Below are 19,491 nucleotides of genomic sequence, written 5' to 3'. Positions count from 1 at the left end.
CTTTAGGGCTAGCCTCAAGAAATAAGTACAGACGGTAGAGCTCTGATTGGGCTAGGGGCCTTATAGGTTACCGAACTCTGTCAAACTGCGAATGGCTGTACTCGGACCTTGGGAGTCAGACTGCGAATGATAAGATCCGTAGTCAAGAGGGAAACAGCCCAGACCATCAGCTAAGGTCCCCAATGCCGTACTAAGTGGCAAAGGATGTGGAACTTCAGAAACAACCAGGATGTTGGCTTAGAAGCAGCCACCATTTAAAGAGTGCGTAATAGCTCACTGGTCGAGAGGTTTTGCGCCGAAGATGTCCGGGGCTAAAGTACGGAACCGAAGCTATGGATTTATGCCTTTGGGCATGAGTGGTAGGGGAGCGTTCTATACGCATCGAAGCAGTACCGTAAGGAGCTGTGGAGTATATAGAAGTGAGAATGCCGGTATGAGTAGCGAAAAGACAAGTGAGAATCTTGTCCACCGAAAGCCTAAGGTTTCCTGAGCAACGCTCGTCGTCTCAGGGTAAGTCGGGGCCTAAGCCGAGGCGTAAATGCGTAGGCGATGGACAACTGGCAAACATTCCAGTACCACCCCCATCCGTTTGAGTGATGGAGTGACACAGAAGGGTAAGTAATCGCATGAATGGAAGAAATGCGTCTAAGCTTGTAGGGTGTTTAGTAGGCAAATCCGCTAAACGAGAAGCCTGAGGAGTGACGGGGAGTTGACCGCAAGGTTGATGAACTTACTGATCCCATGCTGTCAAGAAAAGCTTCTAGCGAGGCTGTGGGTGCCCGTACCGCAAACCGACACAGGTAGGCGGGGAGAGAATCCTAAGGTGCGCGGGAAAACCCTCGTTAAGGAACTCGGCAAAATGTCCCCGTAACTTCGGGAGAAGGGGAGCCTCTTTAGGTGATTACCCTTGCGGTATGAGCTAAAGGAGGTCGCAGAAAAGAGGCCCAAGCGACTGTTTACCACAAACACAGGTGCCTGCTAAAGCGAAAGCTGACGTATAGGTGCTGACACCTGCCCGGTGCTGGAAGGTTAAGGGGAGTGCTTAGAAGCAATTCGAAGGTGTGAACTGAAGCCCCAGTAAACGGCGGCCGTAACTATAACGGTCCTAAGGTAGCGAAATTCCTTGTCGGGTAAGTTCCGACCCGCACGAAAGGTGTAACGACTTGGGCACTGTCTCAACGAGGGACCCGGTGAAATTGAAATACCTGTGAAGATGCAGGTTACCCGCGACTGGACAGAAAGACCCCATGGAGCTTTACTGTAGCCTGACATTGAATTTTGGTAAATGATGTACAGGATAGGTGGGAGACTGCGAGACATGTACGCTAGTATGTGTGGAGTCGTTGTTGGGATACCACCCTTTATTTACTGGAATTCTAACTTTAGTAGTAACGATACTGAGGACAGTGTCAGGTGGGCAGTTTGACTGGGGCGGTCGCCTCCGAAAATGTAACGGAGGCGCTCAAAGGTTCCCTCAGCGCGGTTGGAAATCGCGCGTAGAGTGCAAAGGCAGAAGGGAGCTTGACTGCGAGACGTACAGGTCGAGCAGGGACGAAAGTCGGACTTAGTGATCCGGTGGTACCGCGTGGAAGGGCCATCGCTCAACGGATAAAAGCTACCCTGGGGATAACAGGCTAATCTCTCCCAAGAGTCCATATCGACGGGGAGGTTTGGCACCTCGATGTCGGCTCATCACATCCTGGGGCTGTAGTAGGTCCCAAGGGTTGGGCTGTTCGCCCATTAAAGTGGTACGTGAGCTGGGTTCAGAACGTCGTGAGACAGTTCGGTCCCTATCCATCGCGGGCGTAAGAGATTTGAAGGGAACTGCTCCTAGTACGAGAGGACCGGAGTGGACGAACCAATGGTGTACCAGTTATTCCGCCAGGAGTACAGCTGGGTAGCTACGTTCGGAAAGGATAAACGCTGAAAGCATCTAAGCGTGAAACCAGCCTTAAGATGAGATCTCTCATAGCATAAGCTAGTAAGTCCCCTTGTAGATGACAAGGTTGATAGGCCAGGTGTGTAAGTCCAGCAATGGATTCAGCTGACTGGTACTAATAGGACGAGGGCTTGACTTAATTTAGTTAGCAGCAAGCTGCTAACGACTAACATGCAGTCTTTCTTCTGTGAAGTTTTGAAGGAACATATTTATATGTACTTCTAAAAACTTTAATCTGGTGACGATAGCTAAGGGGTTCCACCTGTTCCCATACCGAACACAGCAGTTAAGCCCTTATACGTCGAAAGTACTTGGTTGGAAACGGCCTGGGAGGATAGATAGTTGCCAGTTAGAGCACTCATTCTTTGTGAGTGCTCTTTGTTTTTCTCAAAAATGCTTATTGCGGTAAGCACTACTTATTCTTGATCCATAGGATCAGAACCAAAGAAAAAAGATGAAAAATAGTACTTGACATAACATGTGACAAAGTGTTATACTGAATAAGTTGTCAGCGAGGCTGGCAAGAAGTACTAAAAGAAAAGTGTTGACAGAAAGTAACCTTTCATGTTAACATAAAGATCCGCGCTAAACGGCGGAACGATCATGAATCAATGATCGAATGTGTTCCTTGAAAACTAAACAATGTAAGTAAGGTTAAAATAAGCCAGATGTGCGGTACTCGTTTTGAGTGCAAAACAAAGTTGTTCTGCGAAAGCGAGAGCAACACAAACAAGTTTTTTAAAGAGCCATCAAGGTTCTTCATAATATAACTTTTATGGAGAGTTTGATCCTGGCTCAGGACGAACGCTGGCGGCGTGCCTAACACATGCAAGTCGAACGGAGATTTCAGCAATGGAATCTTAGTGGCGAACGGGTGAGTAACGCGTAGACAACCTACCTTCTAGCTGGGGACAACACTGCGAAAGTGGTGCTAATACCGAATGTTGTATTTTGAGTGCATACTTAAAATACTAAAGGTGGCCTCTATTTATAAGCTATCACTAGAAGATGGGTCTGCGTCTGATTAGCTAGTTGGTGAGGTAACGGCTCACCAAGGCGACGATCAGTAGCCGGTCTGAGAGGATGAACGGCCACACTGGGACTGAGACACGGCCCAGACTCCTACGGGAGGCAGCAGTGGGGAATCTTCCGCAATGGACGAAAGTCTGACGGAGCAACGCCGCGTGAGTGAAGAAGGTTTTCGGATCGTAAAACTCTGTTTTCAGGGACGAATGTGTGGATTGTAAATAATGATCCATAATGACGGTACCTGACAAGAAAGCCACGGCTAACTACGTGCCAGCAGCCGCGGTAATACGTAGGTGGCAAGCGTTGTCCGGAATTATTGGGCGTAAAGCGCGCGCAGGTGGGATAATCAGTCTGATGTTAAAGTTCGGGGCTTAACCCCGTGAAGCATTGGATACTGTTATTCTTGAGTGCAGGAGAGGAAAGTGGAATTCCTAGTGTAGCGGTGAAATGCGTAGATATTAGGAGGAACACCAGTGGCGAAGGCGACTTTCTGGACTGTGTCTGACACTGAGGCGCGAAAGCCAGGGTAGTGAACGGGATTAGATACCCCGGTAATCCTGGCCGTAAACGATGGGTACTAGGTGTTGGGGGTATCGACCCCTCCAGTGCCGGAGTTAACGCAATAAGTACCCCGCCTGGGGAGTACGGCCGCAAGGTTGAAACTCAAAGGAATTGACGGGGGCCCGCACAAGCGGTGGAGTATGTGGTTTAATTCGACGCAACGCGAAGAACCTTACCAAGGCTTGACATCGTCTGATGACTCTAGAGATAGAGAGTTCTTCTTCGGAAGACAGATAGACAGGTGGTGCATGGCTGTCGTCAGCTCGTGTCGTGAGATGTTGGGTTAAGTCCCGCAACGAGCGCAACCCTTATCCTATGTTGCCAGCACGTAAAGGTGGGAACTCATGGGAGACTGCCGTGGATAACACGGAGGAAGGTGGGGATGACGTCAAGTCATCATGCCCCTTATGTCTTGGGCTACACACGTACTACAATGGGCTTAAATAGAGGGTAGCGAAGCCGCGAGGTGAAGCCAAACCCAAAAACAAGCTCTCAGTTCGGATTGCAGGCTGCAACTCGCCTGCATGAAGTCGGAATCGCTAGTAATCGCAGATCAGCATGCTGCGGTGAATACGTTCCCGGGCCTTGTACACACCGCCCGTCACACCACGAAAGTTGAGAGCACCCGAAGCCGGTGAGGTAACCAGCAATGGAACCAGCCGTCGAAGGTGAGATCAGTGATTGGGGTGAAGTCGTAACAAGGTAGCCGTATCGGAAGGTGCGGCTGGATCACCTCCTTTCTATGGAGATTTGAAGGATGAAATACTCTTTCATATCCAAGGTCGACACATCTGGTTGTTCACTTTTACTTACATTGCTTAGTTTTGAGGGAATACCTCTACGGGCCTATAGCTCAGCTGGTTAGAGCGCACGCCTGATAAGCGTGAGGTCAATGGTTCGAGTCCATTTAGGCCCACCATTTATTCGTCCACTTGGATTCGAGGTTTTAATAACTCGAATTTTTTTAGTCGGGTAAATGAAAGGATGTTAGCATTTCATGCTAACGAAGCGACTCACGAAAAACTTTGCAAAACATCAAAGTTTTGGTTCGCTGCTTCATATGGGGGATTAGCTCAGCTGGGAGAGCACCTGCCTTGCACGCAGGGGGTCAACGGTTCGATCCCGTTATCCTCCACCATTAATTTATTTTTAAGTTGGCTTTTGCCAGCGGGAGAATAATGAAGTTAACAATTTCGATTGTTAACTAAGCGATCATACGGAATTAAAATTCCGAATGCCTGCTTATGTTCTTTGAAAACTGCACAGAAGAAAGCAACGTAATAATTCTAATAGCAATATTAGGGTGATTACCGAGCATGTTAGGATTTTTTGAAACATGTATTATGTATATATTTCGGCGTTAAACCCGAATATACACAAACCACAGGTTGGCAAGAAGCTGTCAGTTGCTAGGAGCGACGAGGACATGAACGGAGTCGTACTTCTGTACGTCGCAGTGAGTGCCCGCAGGAGCGACAACGCAAATGATAGGTTATTGCAAACCGACGTAACAAGACAATAAGTCAAGTTATGAAGGGCATACGGTGGATGCCTTGGCGCCAAGAGCCGAAGAAGGACGGGGTAAGCTCCGATAAGCTAGGGGGAATCGCAAGCAGGTATTGATCCCTAGATTTCCGAATGGGGAAACCCAACAATGGTAATGCATTGTTACCCATAGCTGAGACTATGAGGAGGGCACCTGGGGAACTGAAACATCTAAGTACCCAGAGGAAAAGTAATCAAGTGAGATTCCCTAAGTAGCGGCGAGCGAACGGGGAAGAGCCCAAACCGAGTCAGTTTACTGATTCGGGGTTGAGGACCAGCATAATTCAAGTCAGGCTTAGTCGAACTACCTGGAAAGGTAGACCATAGGGGGTAACAGTCCCGTAGACGAAAAGCAGAGCAAGATGGCTGAGATCCAGAGTACCACGAGACACGTGAAACCTTGTGGGAAGCAGGGGGGACCACCCTCCAAGGCAAAATACTCCTTGGCGACCGATAGCGTATAGTACCGTGAGGGAAAGGTGAAAAGCACCCCGGGAGGGGAGTGAAAAAGAACCTGAAACCGTATGTCTACAAGCAGTCGAAGACCCTTATGTGGTCGACGGCGTGCCTATTGAAGAATGAACCGGCGAGTTACAGTAACTAGCGAGGTTAAGCAGAAAATGTGGAGCCGTAGCGAAAGCGAGTCTTAATAGGGCGATTAGTTAGTTGTTGTAGACCCGAAACCGCAGTGATCTATCCATGGCCAGGTTGAAGCGCAGGTAAAATTGCGTGGAGGACCGAACCCGTGAACGTTGAAAAGTTTTGGGATGAGTTGTGGATAGGGGTGAAATGCCAATCGAACGCGGAGATAGCTGGTTCTCCCCGAAATAGCTTTAGGGCTAGCCTCAAGAAATAAGTACAGACGGTAGAGCTCTGATTGGGCTAGGGGCCTTATAGGTTACCGAACTCTGTCAAACTGCGAATGGCTGTACTCGGACCTTGGGAGTCAGACTGCGAATGATAAGATCCGTAGTCAAGAGGGAAACAGCCCAGACCATCAGCTAAGGTCCCCAATGCCGTACTAAGTGGCAAAGGATGTGGAACTTCAGAAACAACCAGGATGTTGGCTTAGAAGCAGCCACCATTTAAAGAGTGCGTAATAGCTCACTGGTCGAGAGGTTTTGCGCCGAAGATGTCCGGGGCTAAAGTACGGAACCGAAGCTATGGATTTATGCCTTTGGGCATGAGTGGTAGGGGAGCGTTCTATACGCATCGAAGCAGTACCGTAAGGAGCTGTGGAGTATATAGAAGTGAGAATGCCGGTATGAGTAGCGAAAAGACAAGTGAGAATCTTGTCCACCGAAAGCCTAAGGTTTCCTGAGCAACGCTCGTCGTCTCAGGGTAAGTCGGGGCCTAAGCCGAGGCGTAAATGCGTAGGCGATGGACAACTGGCAAACATTCCAGTACCACCCCCATCCGTTTGAGTGATGGAGTGACACAGAAGGGTAAGTAATCGCATGAATGGAAGAAATGCGTCTAAGCTTGTAGGGTGTTTAGTAGGCAAATCCGCTAAACGAGAAGCCTGAGGAGTGACGGGGAGTTGACCGCAAGGTTGATGAACTTACTGATCCCATGCTGTCAAGAAAAGCTTCTAGCGAGGCTGTGGGTGCCCGTACCGCAAACCGACACAGGTAGGCGGGGAGAGAATCCTAAGGTGCGCGGGAAAACCCTCGTTAAGGAACTCGGCAAAATGTCCCCGTAACTTCGGGAGAAGGGGAGCCTCTTTAGGTGATTACCCTTGCGGTATGAGCTAAAGGAGGTCGCAGAAAAGAGGCCCAAGCGACTGTTTACCACAAACACAGGTGCCTGCTAAAGCGAAAGCTGACGTATAGGTGCTGACACCTGCCCGGTGCTGGAAGGTTAAGGGGAGTGCTTAGAAGCAATTCGAAGGTGTGAACTGAAGCCCCAGTAAACGGCGGCCGTAACTATAACGGTCCTAAGGTAGCGAAATTCCTTGTCGGGTAAGTTCCGACCCGCACGAAAGGTGTAACGACTTGGGCACTGTCTCAACGAGGGACCCGGTGAAATTGAAATACCTGTGAAGATGCAGGTTACCCGCGACTGGACAGAAAGACCCCATGGAGCTTTACTGTAGCCTGACATTGAATTTTGGTAAATGATGTACAGGATAGGTGGGAGACTGCGAGACATGTACGCTAGTATGTGTGGAGTCGTTGTTGGGATACCACCCTTTATTTACTGGAATTCTAACTTTAGTAGTAACGATACTGAGGACAGTGTCAGGTGGGCAGTTTGACTGGGGCGGTCGCCTCCGAAAATGTAACGGAGGCGCTCAAAGGTTCCCTCAGCGCGGTTGGAAATCGCGCGTAGAGTGCAAAGGCAGAAGGGAGCTTGACTGCGAGACGTACAGGTCGAGCAGGGACGAAAGTCGGACTTAGTGATCCGGTGGTACCGCGTGGAAGGGCCATCGCTCAACGGATAAAAGCTACCCTGGGGATAACAGGCTAATCTCTCCCAAGAGTCCATATCGACGGGGAGGTTTGGCACCTCGATGTCGGCTCATCACATCCTGGGGCTGTAGTAGGTCCCAAGGGTTGGGCTGTTCGCCCATTAAAGTGGTACGTGAGCTGGGTTCAGAACGTCGTGAGACAGTTCGGTCCCTATCCATCGCGGGCGTAAGAGATTTGAAGGGAACTGCTCCTAGTACGAGAGGACCGGAGTGGACGAACCAATGGTGTACCAGTTATTCCGCCAGGAGTACAGCTGGGTAGCTACGTTCGGAAAGGATAAACGCTGAAAGCATCTAAGCGTGAAACCAGCCTTAAGATGAGATCTCTCATAGCATAAGCTAGTAAGTCCCCTTGTAGATGACAAGGTTGATAGGCCAGGTGTGTAAGTCCAGCAATGGATTCAGCTGACTGGTACTAATAGGACGAGGGCTTGACTTAATTTAGTTAGCAGCAAGCTGCTAACGACTAACATGCAGTCTTTCTTCTGTGAAGTTTTGAAGGAACATATTTCATATGTACTTCTATCCAGTGGCGATAGCTAAGGGGTTCCACCTGTTCCCATACCGAACACAGTAGTTAAGCCCTTATACGTCGAAAGTACTTGGTTGGAAACGGCCTGGGAGGATAGATAGTTGCTGGTTAATTAAAAAGCACTCATTTACGTGAGTGCTTTTTAATTATAATTGAATCACAAAGAACAATCTAAAATAAGTTATAGATAGAACCTTCTGTGCCCTTTGCGATATTGTGGATCGATTTGTTATATGCCACCTAGAGTTGCAGTTACTTTGTGGATAAGCTAGAAGTGTAAAAGAGAGTTATATGAGGTTATAAACAATTGGGGATAATTCTGTGCATTTTTTAGAAAAGCACAGAAAAAACTTTGGTCCCTAATGATGTATCTGTACATGGATTAATATTTAATTTCCAGACAGGAAAAGTTAAAGTTATGGTGAATGATTATAGAATATAAGTAGAAAGACCACCTCATAAATGAAGTGGTCTTTCTATTATAGTAAAAAATATATTTAATCGAATTTTTTGTATGCTTGTGCTTTCGCACCACAAATTGGACAGGAATCCGGTGCGCTGCCTTCATGGATGTGACCACAAACAGTACAGAGGTAGTAAGGGAAGGATTCTTTATTTTCTAAAGTATCAAGAGCTTTCTTGTATAAGACAGCATGTACTTTTTCAGCTTCGTTTGCTAAAGTAAAGGAACGTAATGCTGCTGCTGTATTTTCTTCTTCTTTCGCTTCTTTAATGAATTGAGGATACATTTCGCTAAATTCATAGGTTTCACCAGCAATAGCAGCTTGTAAATTATCAGCAGTTGTTTTGATTTTACCTAGTGCTTTTAGATGAGCATGAGCGTGAATGATTTCTGCTTCAGCAGTTGCACGGAATAATTTAGCTGCTTGCGGGAAACCATCAGCCTCTGCTTTTTTAGCAAAAGCTAAGTATTTTACATTTGCTTGAGATTCACCAGCGAAGCCATCACCTAAGTTTTTTTCTGTTTTCATTTGTATAAAACCTCCATAAAAATATTTATTGATTATCTATTAATTATTATTATCCATTATAGACAATTTGTCAAGTAAAAATTGCCATTTTAATTAATAATATGCTATATATTACATGACTAGATTATTAACCATGCATAAAGAGGGTGAAAAGTTGCATTATGAAAAAAGAGCAGTAATTCAACACCAAAAAGGATTACACACACGAGTGGCAGCAATGATAGTGCAAAAATCCCATGCACTGAGTATGACCTATCAAACTACTCTATTTTTTAGATATAAAGAGCAAGAAAATATAGCATCAAATAGTTTGATATTACTTTGTTCTTTAAAAATAAAAGCCGGAGATGAAGTCTGGGTTGTAGGCCATGGGAAGCATGCTGCTTATGTGGTTAACCAGATGGTGGAATTTTTAGAGAGTGACTTTCAATTCGATAATGCTCAGATTATTAGTGAAGTGGATAAATTGCTCCAGGATAATGCTTTTACGGCTGAGCAAATTTTTAATAGTATGGCTAATGGGCTAATGGTTAGTGACGAGCATGATGTAGTCACAATATTCAATCCAGCAGCAGAGGAGATATTAGGTATTCCTGCTAATGCTGTCGTTGGGAAAAAAGTGTATGATGTAATTCCAAATTCCAGGTTGCATTTTGTGAATAAAACAGGAATTCCTGAGCTTGCGTATCGGCAGGTTATTGGTTCCTCAAGTACAATTACTAACCGTACTCCTATTATTATTGATGGACAAATTAAGGGAGCAGTGGCTATTTTTGAAGATATTTCCGCATTAGAGAAAATTACAGGAGAATTGCAAGAGGTTAAAGAGTTAAAAGAGCAACTTCAGTTAATTTTGGAATCTGTACAAGATGGAATTTGTGTAGTGAATAAAGAAGGCTGTATTACCTATGTAAATCCAGCCTATTTGCGCATTCTTAATCAACAGTATGCACAGCTGGTAGGGCAGAATATACAGGAGATTTCTCCTAATGGAGCACGATGTAGTGTACTCTCATCTGGGAAACAAGTATTGGGAACTATCAGCAAGAAGAAAAATGGAGTGGCAGTAGTTGCTAATGTGAACCCAATTATTGTAGATGATGAAGTAACAGGAGTGGTATCCGTGGTAAAGGATATTACAGAGGTACAGGGTCTGATGGAAAATTTGAATCATATTTCAGCAAAGGCTGAATATTTAGAGCAAGAGTTATGGCGTACTAAGAAGCCGAATCGAGCTTTTGAGCACTTTATTGGGCGAAGTGGTAAAGTTTTTGATGTATTAGCAATGGCAGCAAAAGCTGCGGAAGGTTCTTCTAACGTGTTAATTCGTGGTGAAAGCGGTACTGGTAAGGAATTAGTGGCAGAAGGGATTCATTATGCCAGCAGACAGGAAGCAGGGCCTTTTATTCGAGTAAATTGTGGTGCGATTCCTACTAACTTATTGGAAAGTGAGCTCTTCGGTCATGAAAAGGGAGCATTCACAGGTGCCATTCGTAGAAAGTTAGGAAAATTTGAATTAGCTGATCATGGTACCATTTTTTTAGATGAAATAGGTGAGATGGAAAAAAGTATGCAAGTAAAATTGCTGCGTGTATTACAAAAAAAAGAATTCGAGAGGGTTGGCGGTGAGAGTACAATTAAAGTGAATGTACGAATTATTGCTGCTACCAATCAGGATTTAGAGAAGATGGTTTTAAATGGAGAGTTTCGAGAAGACTTATACTATCGTTTAAACGTAATCCCCTTGTTATTGCCGCCTTTAAGAGAACGCAAAGAGGATATTCCGATATTGGTAGAACATTTTCTAAATAAAGTCAGCCTTGAATTAACAAGGAAAGCAAAAGGTATAAAAAATGATGCCCTGGATATACTGTTGCAGTATAAGTGGCCGGGAAATGTTCGTGAGCTGGAAAACATGATTGAAAGGCTTGTAACCTTAACAGAAGGTGATTTTATTGGCATTGAACATTTGCCTACATACCTTAAGGAAAAATTAATAACGAAAAATAAAGAAGGAAGCAGTATAGTAAATAGTGAAATTATTTTACCTTGGGAAGAATATGAAAAGAGGATTATCAAGTTAGCGCTAGGTACTTACAATAGTTATAACCGAGCTGGCAAAGCCTTAGGGTTAACACATAAAACAATAGCAGCCAAGGCTAAGAAATATGGCATAGAAAAAACAGTAAGCTGGTAAAAAAGAGTGCTTATGGTAAAAAGTATCAACAAAGAAGGTAAAGTTGATATTTTTTACCAAATTGATTTTCTTTACGTTACTCAGTAAGTTATGACAGATGAATTCTTCTATATTAATATTGAGGTTTAAAGCCCTTTGGTGATTGTTATATGCTTTTTATTATGGTCTTTTTCGCTTGGCATGATTATTGCGTGTACTTTACTATGTAAAGCAATGATATGTATGTTTCTTATGGCATATTATGCTGAAAATCATCGGAAGCCTGCCACGAATGGAATATAAATAACGAAGGAGAGAAAAGACATGAAAAAAGTTATTAATGTACCAGAACAGGTAGTAGAGGAAATGTTGCAAGGTATGGTGCTGGCACATTCTCAATATGTAAAAAGGGTGGATGGTTTTGAAGTACTAGTAAGAGCTAAGAAACCAGGGGCTGGCAAAGTGGCTTTGGTAAGCGGCGGTGGCAGCGGGCATGAGCCTTCTCATGCTGGTTTTGTCGGCCGTGGGATGCTTGATGGCGCTGTTGCAGGGGCTGTATTTACTTCACCAACGCCAGATCAGGTATACGAAGCTGTAAAAGCAGTTGATAATGGTAAAGGTGTACTGTTGATCATAAAAAATTATAGCGGTGACGTTATGAATTTTGAAATGGCCATTGAGATGGCAAATGCTGATGGTATTACGGTGGATAAAGTCATTGTAAATGATGATGTAGCTGTAGAGAACAGTACTTGGACCATCGGCAGGAGAGGTATTGCAGGCACTGTATTGGTACATAAAATTGCCGGTGCAAAAGCAGAAGCGGGAGCTGAATTAGAAGAAGTAAAGCGAATTGCGGATAAAGTCATTCATAATGTGAGATCAATGGGAATGGCGCTTGATTCTTGCACAGTACCAGCTGCTGGTAAACCTAGCTTTGTATTAGAAGAAAATGAAATAGAAATTGGTATGGGAATTCATGGTGAGCCAGGTACGCATCGGGAAGTTTTGCGTACTGCAGATGAAATTACAGATCATCTGGTGGATAAGATTCTAGCAGATATGCCTTTGGCTGTAGGACAAGAAGTTGCAGTACTGATTAATGGACTGGGAGCTACACCGTTGATGGAGCTTTACATTGTAAATCGAAAAGTAGCAGCACTCTTAAAAGAGAAAGGTTTACATATTGCTAAAACATATGTCGGGAATTATATGACATCACTAGAAATGGCGGGTTTTTCCATTAGTATTTTGAAGCTTGATAGTGAGCTAAAAGAGTTATTATTAGCTCCTGCAGATACACCAGCTTTGGTACAGTTTTAAAAGGAGGATTTGGTTTTATGAGTGGAGAGTTATATGAAGTGATATCTGCTGTGGGTGAAACGATCATTGGTAATAGACAAATGTTAACGGATTTAGATGCTGCGATTGGTGATGGAGATCATGGTATCAATATGGCACGAGGATTTGAGGCAGTAAAGGCAAAGCTGCAGACACTAGAAACAGAAAGTGATATAGGAAAAGTCCTTAAAACAGTAGGGATGACCTTGATATCGAGTGTAGGCGGAGCCGCAGGACCATTGTATGGCACCGCTTTCTTGCGGGCTGCTGTTCCTAGTCAGGGGAAAACGGAACTTGATGTAGAGACGATTGGCTTGATGTTAGAGGCGGCTATTGCTGGTATTAAGGAAAGAGGGAAAGCGACAACAGGAGAAAAAACCATGCTTGATGCTTTAGTACCTGCTTATGAAGCATTTCAGGATGGTGCTAAGACAGGAAAATCGGTGATCGAATGTTTGGAATTAGCGTGCGAGGCTGCGCAGCAGGGTGTGGAATTTACCAAAACGATCATTGCTACCAAAGGGAGAGCAAGTTATCTCGGAGAGAGAAGTCGTGGGCATCAAGATCCTGGTGCAACATCTTCGTATATTATGTTAAAGGCATTATTAGAACATCTTCGTCGTCAATAAACAGGAGGTCTCAAGGACATGGTTGGAGTTGTTATTGTTTCACATAGCCAAAAGGTCGCAGAAGGGATACGAGAAATGGCATTGCAAATGTCAGCCCCTGAACAAAAAATAATTGCGGCTGGGGGAATGGCAGATGGTGGCATTGGGACAGATGCATTTCAAGTGAGTGAGGCCATTATCTCAGCTAATACAGGTGATGGTGTCGCAGTTATGGTAGATTTGGGCAGTGCAGTATTGAGTACAGAAACTGCTTTTGAATTTTTAGATGAAGAATTGCGTGCTAAAGTTCAAATTGCTGATGCTCCTATTTTAGAGGGAGCGATTAGCGCTGTTGTAGAAGCATCATTAGGAAGTGCTTTAGCTGCTGTTATAGCAACGGCAGAAGGTGCACGTACTTTGAACAAGTGTTAAGAGGTAGTTAATTTATGAGTTTATGAACCACAAAGACACAATGCCACTATCGTGGCACACAAAGGGAGAGTTCTATAGTGTCCTTTGTGCCTTTGTGGTTCAAATATTTTTGTCCTTTATTGTGTATGGCGGGGGTTAACCATTGCCTCCTAATGATAAAATAATAATTTTTATATGTGAGGGATAACTATGATTGAAATACAGGTAACAATTACAAATACTAGTGGACTACATGCTAGGCCAGCAGCTCAGTTTGTGCAGAAGGCAGCCACCTTTAAAAGCAAAGTTAAAATTGCAGCTAATAATAAAGTTGCAGATGGAAAGAGTATTTTGGCAGTTATGAGCATGGGTTTGAAACAAAATACTCAGATTACAATTACTACTGAAGGCGAAGATGAAAAAGAATGTAGTAAGGCTCTTGAAGATATGATTAAGAGCAACTTTGGAGAAGAGTAATAGTGAGTAATATGCCGCAATAAATAAAAAACCGCTAGCGCATTCATAAAATGAATAGTCTAGCGGTTTTTCTCACGTCTTGTCCATTATTTGGAGCGGGATAAGAACTTAAACACTTTAGCTCCTGTATCCCGTACACGACGTATGGGAGTGCTGCTAACCCTAATTTTGGGTTTCATATCACTGATTGAACCAAAGTCCCCACGTTTAATATTAGTAATTTTAATCTTTTCTGGTTTTAAAAATTTCTTTAATACTTTAGAGGCGTTATCAGGTTGACTTGCATCACTATAGTTGAATAAATCTATGGCAGCATAACCTTTATCAGGAAATGTATGTATGCTCATATGACCTTCTGCTAGTAATGCCAGCGCTGCCAGACCTGTTAAGCCTTGCGGTTGAAAGTGGTATTCAGTGAATTCAAGTAGTGTCATATTCGATTCAGTAATTGCTGCCAGCATTGCTTGTTTAAGAATTTCCATAGTAGTAAGACTTTCAAAACTGCATCCGTACATATCAATGGTGAGGTGCCTGCTTATAATTCCCATAATCATATTCGACTGCTCCTTTTCATTTAGCTAATGATTTAGGCGTATGCACTTTTAGTAATCATTTAAAATATATATTTTGGTTTAAAATATTCTATTATTACGCCTTTTATATTATGTATTGTAGCTTTTCATTATAAATTGAATACATAAAATTGTAAAGAATATTTTGATAAGAAAAGACAGAAAATACTGGATATTGGTTTTAATAAAATTAACAGAAGTTTTTTGCAGGAGAATCTATTTTCAATAGTGAATTTTCTCAAAAGACACTACATTAGTAAAAGGGGTGGATAATGATGAGTACAAAATTAACAACAATGCTAAATATAAAGTATCCAATTATACAAGGCGGTATGGCATGGGTATCTGACGGAAAGCTAGCAGCAGCCGTGTCAGAAGCTGGTGGAGCTGGTATTATTGCTGCAGGGGGACGTAACGCCCAGTGGGTTGGTGAACAAATACGTTTAGCTAAAACCTTAACTAAGAAACCTTTCGGCGTAAATGTGCAGCTTATGGCCGTGGATAAGGAAGAAATAATGAATGTAGTCTGCCAGGAAAAGGTAGCTTTTGTTACTCTTGGTGCAGGGAATCCAATTCCGTTCTTTTCTCAACTTGATCAAGCAGGCATTAAAAAAATTCCAGTAGTTCCAAATGTAAAACTAGCAAAACGAGTACAGGAAAAAGGTGCAGATGCGATTGTGATTGAGGGAATGGAAGCAGGAGGCCATATTGGTGTATTAACGACGATGGCCTTAATGACACAAGTGATTCCAGAGATTGATATTCCTGTGATTGCAGCTGGCGGCTTTGCTGATGGACGAGGTTTAGTTGCAGCGCTTTCTATGGGAGCGTCAGGCATTCAAATGGGCACAAGGTTCTTAGTAGCAGAAGAATGTGCCGTTCATGCCAATGTGAAACAAAAATTAATTTCCGCAAGTGACACTGACAGTGTTGTGACAGGGTTACTTTCTGGGCATGCTGTTCGCGGGGTAAAAAATAAGTTTACAGAACGTTTCTTAGAGTTAGAGCGTCAACATGTGCCGGAAGCGGAACTTGCGGCTTTGGCAACAGGTACCAATCGTCTGGCTGCGATTGACGGAGATGTAGAAAATGGTATGGTACAAGCTGGGCAGAGTTTGCTGCCATTGACGAAGATCGAACCGGCTAAGGTTATTATCGAGCATATTATTGAAGAAGCTCGGTTAGTTGTGTCAGCATTAGCAAAAACCCCTAATGTATTATAATATAGAAATTTAAATTGGGGAGACCTAGGAGGAGAGAAAGCAGTATGATGAATAATATTGAAATCGCAAAGGGAGTATATTCTGTAGGTGCAGTTGACTGGACCATGCGGGATTTTCATGGATATGGTACACCAAGGGGTATTACCTATAATGCCTACTTAATTGTAGATGAAAAAATATGTTTAATTGATACGGTAAAAGCACCTTTTGCTTCAGAATTATTAGAGCGTATCAGTCAGATTGTTGATCCAGCAAAAATAGATTATATTGTTTGTAATCACACAGAGCCTGACCATGCCAGTGCTTTGCCAATTATTATGGAAAAGACGCCTCAGGCTAAGGTGGTATTAACAAGCCAAGGGAAAGATTCTATTGTCAAGCACTATAATAAAGAGTATGATTTCCAAGTTGTAAAAGAAGGAGATTCTTTAGATCTTGGTGCAAAACAACTGAAATTTATTACTATGCCAATGCTGCATTGGCCGGATTCTATGGCAACCTATTTAACTGGTGAAGAAATTTTGTTTTCGAATGATGCTTTTGGGCAGCATATTTCTACTACCAAACGGTTTGATGATGAAAATGAGATTCATGATGTTATGCAAGAAGCTGCTAAATATTATGCAAATATATTAATGCCTTATAGCCGCTTAGTTGGTACGGCGTTAACGAAGACCGAAACGGTGCACATAAAATTGATTGCTCCGAGTCATGGTGTGATTTGGCGTTCTCACATTGGAGACATCCTAAAGAAATATGAACAATGGGGCAGCGGATATCATGATGATACCGTTGTCATCATATACGATACGATGTGGGGAGCCACAGAAGATATGGCTCGCCGTATCTTAGAGGGTGTTGCTGCATCAGGAGCGAAAGGAAAGCTGCACCGTTTAAAAACTTCAGCAATGAGCGATATTATTAATGATGTACTTGAAGCGGGAGGGGTCATTCTTGGGTCCTCTACTCAGCATAATACGGTGCTGGCGACCATGGGGGGATTCTTAACCTATATGGAGGGACTAAAACCTGTGAATAAAATAGGTGCTGCTTTTAGTGCTCATGGCTGGGCAGGAGGAGCACTAAAGGCGATGGAAGAGTCCTTAAAACGGGCGGGTATAGCTGTTGAAAATCCAGGATTAGCAGTAAAATGGCTGGCAAGCAAAGAAGAACAGGATGCATGCTTCCAATTTGGATTGGAATTTGCAAAGAAAATACAAGCAAATAAAAAATAAGAATTAATATTTTAGAGTAAAAAGAGGGCGAGATATCGCTCTCTTTTTGCAGTATCGTGTCATACACTGGAATTATAGGGGAAAGGTTTTACTTTTTAGAAGTCGCATCAGTGTTTTTCTTTCATGGATGGCATAGATCAGTCTTTTTTAGCGCAATACTATAAAGAAGAAAGATAAGGTATGATTTACTTGGAGTTGTAGGGAGCATTATTATTATTTAAAAAAAACTATGAATTATAATCAAAAAAATAGTTGCAAAAAGTCAAAAAGTCAAATAGAATAGAGTAAAGGTCAAATAATGATTGAAGCAGGCAGGTGAGACCATGGGCAATTTAGCAGATGATATTGAAAAACTGATTCTACATAAACTAGCGAATCAGTGTGAGGATATTATTGTATTAAAACGTAATGAAATGGCCGAAGAGATTGAGTGCGCCCCGTCTCAGATTAGTTATGTATTAAGTACTCGCTTTACGATAGAAAGAGGTTTTATTGTAGAGTCAAGGCGTGGTTCAGGTGGATTTGTACGCATTGAACGTATTCCTGTCCATACTTTGATTTATGAAGATGCGGCAGAACAAGTTGCTGAGGATACGATGTTCTCTGAAGCTGTAAATATTGTTAAGAGTCTTACGGCTCAGGGAATGTTAACGGGACGAGAGGCCGCTTTGATGCTGCACTTCTTTGACATCATTTATGAGCATATAGCGCCTCAAGAACGATCAGCAATGTTACGTTCTTTGCTATTAAAATTATCGGAGTTAACATGAGGAGGATTGCATGATGTTGTGTGATGAATGTAAGAGCCGTACAGCTTGTATGCATATAATCAAAATCGTTAATAATCAAAAGACAGAAAAAAACCTGTGTGCAGAATGTGCAAAAGCCGCAGGTGAAATTAGTTTATCCTTTGACACTCAGTCCTATGTTCACGATTTTTTGAAAGGTATTTTTAATCATGGACTCTTTGTTGATCCTCAGATGCTAAGAGGGCAGGAAAGCTGTTCTGAGTGCGGGATGACATATACCGATTTTAACCGCAAAGGAAAAGTTGGCTGTAGTGCTTGTTATACTGTTTTTGGTGGGCAGTTTGAGCCTTTATTAAAGCGAATTCATGGCTCTAGCTCTCATACGGGAAAAATACCTAAGCGTAACGGCGGCACACTTAAAATCAGGCAGCAAATTAAGAAGATACGTCAGCAGCTGGAGCAATATGTTATAAATGAAGAGTATGAGAAAGCCGTATTACTGCGGGATGAAATTAAAAATTTAGAAAAAGAAATAGGGTTAAGCGGCAAGGAGGAATAGCAAATGTTAATGAAAAATTTGCTTGATCAACCGTTTGTGCATTGGATGAGTAGCGGTGCGCAAGATGGTGATATTGTACTTGCCAGTCGCATTCGTTTGGCACGTAATCTGGAAGGTATACCCTTTCCTCAAAGGGCCAACGGAGAGCAACTGTCTCAAGTGGTATCTCAGTTAAAGAGTTCTTTATGTGATTTAAATAGTAACGAGCAATCGGATTACATGTTTATTGATTTAGAGAAGCTGCCATTGTTGGAAAGATTAGTATTAGTTGAAAAGCATATTATTAGCCCTGATCATGCCCGGGAAGCAAGCAATCGGGCAATTCTTGTAAAGCAGGACACAACGGTAAGCATTATGGTTAATGAAGAGGATCATTTGCGTATTCAATGCTTAATGCCTGGGCTCAATTTAGTGAAGGCCTTTACAAGCGCCAATCAGGTAGATGATATTATTGAAAATAAACATGCTCTTGCTTTTAATGAAGAACTAGGGTATTTAACTTCTTGTCCTACTAATTTAGGTACAGGTCTTAGGGCTTCTGTTATGGTACATTTACCCGCTCTGGTCCTAACTGGGCAAATCAATCGCATTGTAAATGCTGTAATTCAGCTTGGTTTAACCGTAAGAGGACTATATGGCGAAGGTACAGAGGCTGTTGGCAATATTTTTCAGATTTCCAATCAATTGACCTTAGGTTTTACAGAGCAAGAGATCATTGATAATTTATACAGTGTAGTAAAGCAGGTAGTCGATCATGAACGTACAGCGCGAGGCGGGTTGTATGCTGATACTACGGATATGCTGGTAGATCGCGTATGGCGCGCTTATGGTACCTTAAAGTATGCTCGTAGTATCTCAGGTCAGGAAGCTCTAGCTTTATTGAGTGATGTACGAATGGGATATGAGTTAGGAATTATCAATGAAGGTTCAAATTGTAATTTCAATGAACTTATGGTAATTACAAGACCAAATTTTTTGCAGAAAATGAGTGATCGCCCTGAATTAAGTGGTAATGAACGTAAGAAATTAAGAGCGCAGATTATTCGAGAAAAATTAACAAATGACTAGGAGG

At 42.9% G+C, this 19,491-nt stretch carries 12 protein-coding genes, 2 tRNA genes and 5 rRNA genes (1 of these 19 only partly in view); 17 read left to right on the top strand and 2 right to left on the bottom strand.

Going from position 1 to position 19,491, the window contains the following annotated elements:
- The 7 genes from JBW_RS19500 to rrf (JBW_RS19470) all read left to right on the top strand — a co-directional run.
- Positions 1 to 2,078: ribosomal RNA gene (locus JBW_RS19500) — 23S ribosomal RNA — on the top strand; it begins 855 nt to the left of the window's first position.
- 95 nt (positions 2,079 to 2,173) lie between these two features.
- Positions 2,174 to 2,290: ribosomal RNA gene (rrf, locus tag JBW_RS19495) — 5S ribosomal RNA — on the top strand.
- A 421-nt stretch (positions 2,291 to 2,711) separates the two neighbouring features.
- Positions 2,712 to 4,269, top strand: a 16S ribosomal RNA gene (locus JBW_RS19490).
- A gap of 102 nt (positions 4,270 to 4,371) precedes the next feature.
- Positions 4,372 to 4,448 (top strand) — tRNA-Ile (locus tag JBW_RS19485).
- A 143-nt stretch (positions 4,449 to 4,591) separates the two neighbouring features.
- Positions 4,592 to 4,667: transfer RNA gene (locus JBW_RS19480), tRNA-Ala, on the top strand.
- A gap of 383 nt (positions 4,668 to 5,050) precedes the next feature.
- Positions 5,051 to 7,983, top strand: a 23S ribosomal RNA gene (locus JBW_RS19475).
- Positions 7,984 to 8,069: 86 nt separating this feature from the next.
- Positions 8,070 to 8,186: ribosomal RNA gene (rrf, locus tag JBW_RS19470) — 5S ribosomal RNA — on the top strand.
- The 16S, 23S and 5S rRNA genes sit together here with 2 tRNA genes alongside, the layout of an rRNA operon.
- A 387-nt stretch (positions 8,187 to 8,573) precedes the next feature.
- Here the strand turns inward: rrf (JBW_RS19470) and JBW_RS19465 are convergent.
- Positions 8,574 to 9,068: a rubrerythrin family protein gene (locus tag JBW_RS19465; RefSeq protein WP_007957397.1), complete on the bottom strand. Its 495-nt coding sequence runs from the start codon at positions 9,066 to 9,068 to the stop codon at positions 8,574 to 8,576.
- A gap of 115 nt (positions 9,069 to 9,183) precedes the next feature.
- Between JBW_RS19465 and JBW_RS19460 the strand changes: the two genes are divergently transcribed.
- From JBW_RS19460 to JBW_RS19440, 5 genes are all read left to right on the top strand, one after another.
- Entirely contained in the window at positions 9,184 to 11,265 is a 2,082-nt protein-coding gene (locus JBW_RS19460; RefSeq protein WP_007957390.1) for a sigma 54-interacting transcriptional regulator, read from the top strand.
- A 303-nt stretch (positions 11,266 to 11,568) separates the two neighbouring features.
- Complete coding sequence (gene dhaK / locus JBW_RS19455) at positions 11,569 to 12,567, top strand: dihydroxyacetone kinase subunit DhaK (RefSeq protein WP_007957388.1); 999 nt, start codon at positions 11,569 to 11,571, stop codon at positions 12,565 to 12,567.
- Between the two features lie 17 nt (positions 12,568 to 12,584).
- Entirely contained in the window at positions 12,585 to 13,214 is a 630-nt protein-coding gene (gene dhaL, locus JBW_RS19450) for a dihydroxyacetone kinase subunit DhaL (protein WP_007957387.1), read from the top strand.
- 18 nt (positions 13,215 to 13,232) lie between these two features.
- Complete coding sequence (gene dhaM / locus JBW_RS19445; RefSeq protein ID WP_007957386.1) at positions 13,233 to 13,625, top strand: dihydroxyacetone kinase phosphoryl donor subunit DhaM; 393 nt, start codon at positions 13,233 to 13,235, stop codon at positions 13,623 to 13,625.
- Between the two features lie 189 nt (positions 13,626 to 13,814).
- On the top strand, positions 13,815 to 14,081 hold the full coding sequence (locus JBW_RS19440) for an HPr family phosphocarrier protein (protein ID WP_007957384.1): 267 nt from the start codon (positions 13,815 to 13,817) through the stop codon (positions 14,079 to 14,081).
- Positions 14,082 to 14,167: 86 nt separating this feature from the next.
- Here JBW_RS19440 and speD read toward each other — a convergent pair whose 3' ends face one another.
- Positions 14,168 to 14,635, bottom strand: a complete 468-nt coding sequence (speD, locus tag JBW_RS19435; RefSeq protein WP_007957383.1) for an adenosylmethionine decarboxylase — start codon at positions 14,633 to 14,635, stop codon at positions 14,168 to 14,170.
- A gap of 293 nt (positions 14,636 to 14,928) precedes the next feature.
- On the opposite strand from speD, the gene JBW_RS19430 reads away from it, so the two are divergent.
- The 5 genes from JBW_RS19430 to JBW_RS19410 all read left to right on the top strand — a co-directional run bounded on the left by JBW_RS19430 (position 14,929) and on the right by JBW_RS19410 (position 19,487).
- Entirely contained in the window at positions 14,929 to 15,876 is a 948-nt protein-coding gene (locus JBW_RS19430; RefSeq protein ID WP_007957382.1) for a nitronate monooxygenase, read from the top strand.
- A gap of 44 nt (positions 15,877 to 15,920) precedes the next feature.
- Positions 15,921 to 17,111: an FprA family A-type flavoprotein gene (locus JBW_RS19425; RefSeq protein ID WP_007957381.1), complete on the top strand. Its 1,191-nt coding sequence runs from the start codon at positions 15,921 to 15,923 to the stop codon at positions 17,109 to 17,111.
- Between the two features lie 323 nt (positions 17,112 to 17,434).
- Entirely contained in the window at positions 17,435 to 17,881 is a 447-nt protein-coding gene (locus JBW_RS19420; RefSeq protein WP_007957380.1) for a CtsR family transcriptional regulator, read from the top strand.
- 13 nt (positions 17,882 to 17,894) lie between these two features.
- On the top strand, positions 17,895 to 18,419 hold the full coding sequence (locus tag JBW_RS19415; protein ID WP_007957379.1) for a UvrB/UvrC motif-containing protein: 525 nt from the start codon (positions 17,895 to 17,897) through the stop codon (positions 18,417 to 18,419).
- A gap of 3 nt (positions 18,420 to 18,422) precedes the next feature.
- Entirely contained in the window at positions 18,423 to 19,487 is a 1,065-nt protein-coding gene (locus tag JBW_RS19410) for a protein arginine kinase (RefSeq protein ID WP_007957378.1), read from the top strand.
- Positions 19,488 to 19,491: the final 4 nt, after the last annotated feature.

Source organism: Pelosinus fermentans JBW45 (genome assembly GCF_000271665.2).
Lineage (GTDB): Bacteria > Bacillota > Negativicutes > DSM-13327 > DSM-13327 > Pelosinus > Pelosinus baikalensis.
The sequence above is the reverse complement of the archived record's forward strand: the minus strand, read 5'-3'. Positions and strand labels throughout refer to the sequence as shown.

What these genes read in the sequence shown, in the direction of transcription:
- dhaL (WP_007957387.1), top strand. Translation starts at nt 12,585, where the DNA reads ATGAGTGGAGAGTTATATGAAGTGATATCTGCTGTGGGTGAAACGATC.
- JBW_RS19430 (WP_007957382.1), top strand. Translation starts at nt 14,929, where the DNA reads ATGAGTACAAAATTAACAACAATGCTAAATATAAAGTATCCAATTATA.
- JBW_RS19465 (WP_007957397.1), bottom strand. Translation starts at nt 9,068, where the DNA reads ATGAAAACAGAAAAAAACTTAGGTGATGGCTTCGCTGGTGAATCTCAA.
- speD (WP_007957383.1), bottom strand. Translation starts at nt 14,635, where the DNA reads ATGATTATGGGAATTATAAGCAGGCACCTCACCATTGATATGTACGGA.
- JBW_RS19440 (WP_007957384.1), top strand. Translation starts at nt 13,815, where the DNA reads ATGATTGAAATACAGGTAACAATTACAAATACTAGTGGACTACATGCT.
- JBW_RS19460 (WP_007957390.1), top strand. Translation starts at nt 9,184, where the DNA reads ATGACTAGATTATTAACCATGCATAAAGAGGGTGAAAAGTTGCATTAT.
- JBW_RS19415 (WP_007957379.1), top strand. Translation starts at nt 17,895, where the DNA reads ATGTTGTGTGATGAATGTAAGAGCCGTACAGCTTGTATGCATATAATC.
- JBW_RS19420 (WP_007957380.1), top strand. Translation starts at nt 17,435, where the DNA reads ATGGGCAATTTAGCAGATGATATTGAAAAACTGATTCTACATAAACTA.
- JBW_RS19410 (WP_007957378.1), top strand. Translation starts at nt 18,423, where the DNA reads ATGTTAATGAAAAATTTGCTTGATCAACCGTTTGTGCATTGGATGAGT.
- JBW_RS19425 (WP_007957381.1), top strand. Translation starts at nt 15,921, where the DNA reads ATGATGAATAATATTGAAATCGCAAAGGGAGTATATTCTGTAGGTGCA.
- dhaM (WP_007957386.1), top strand. Translation starts at nt 13,233, where the DNA reads ATGGTTGGAGTTGTTATTGTTTCACATAGCCAAAAGGTCGCAGAAGGG.
- dhaK (WP_007957388.1), top strand. Translation starts at nt 11,569, where the DNA reads ATGAAAAAAGTTATTAATGTACCAGAACAGGTAGTAGAGGAAATGTTG.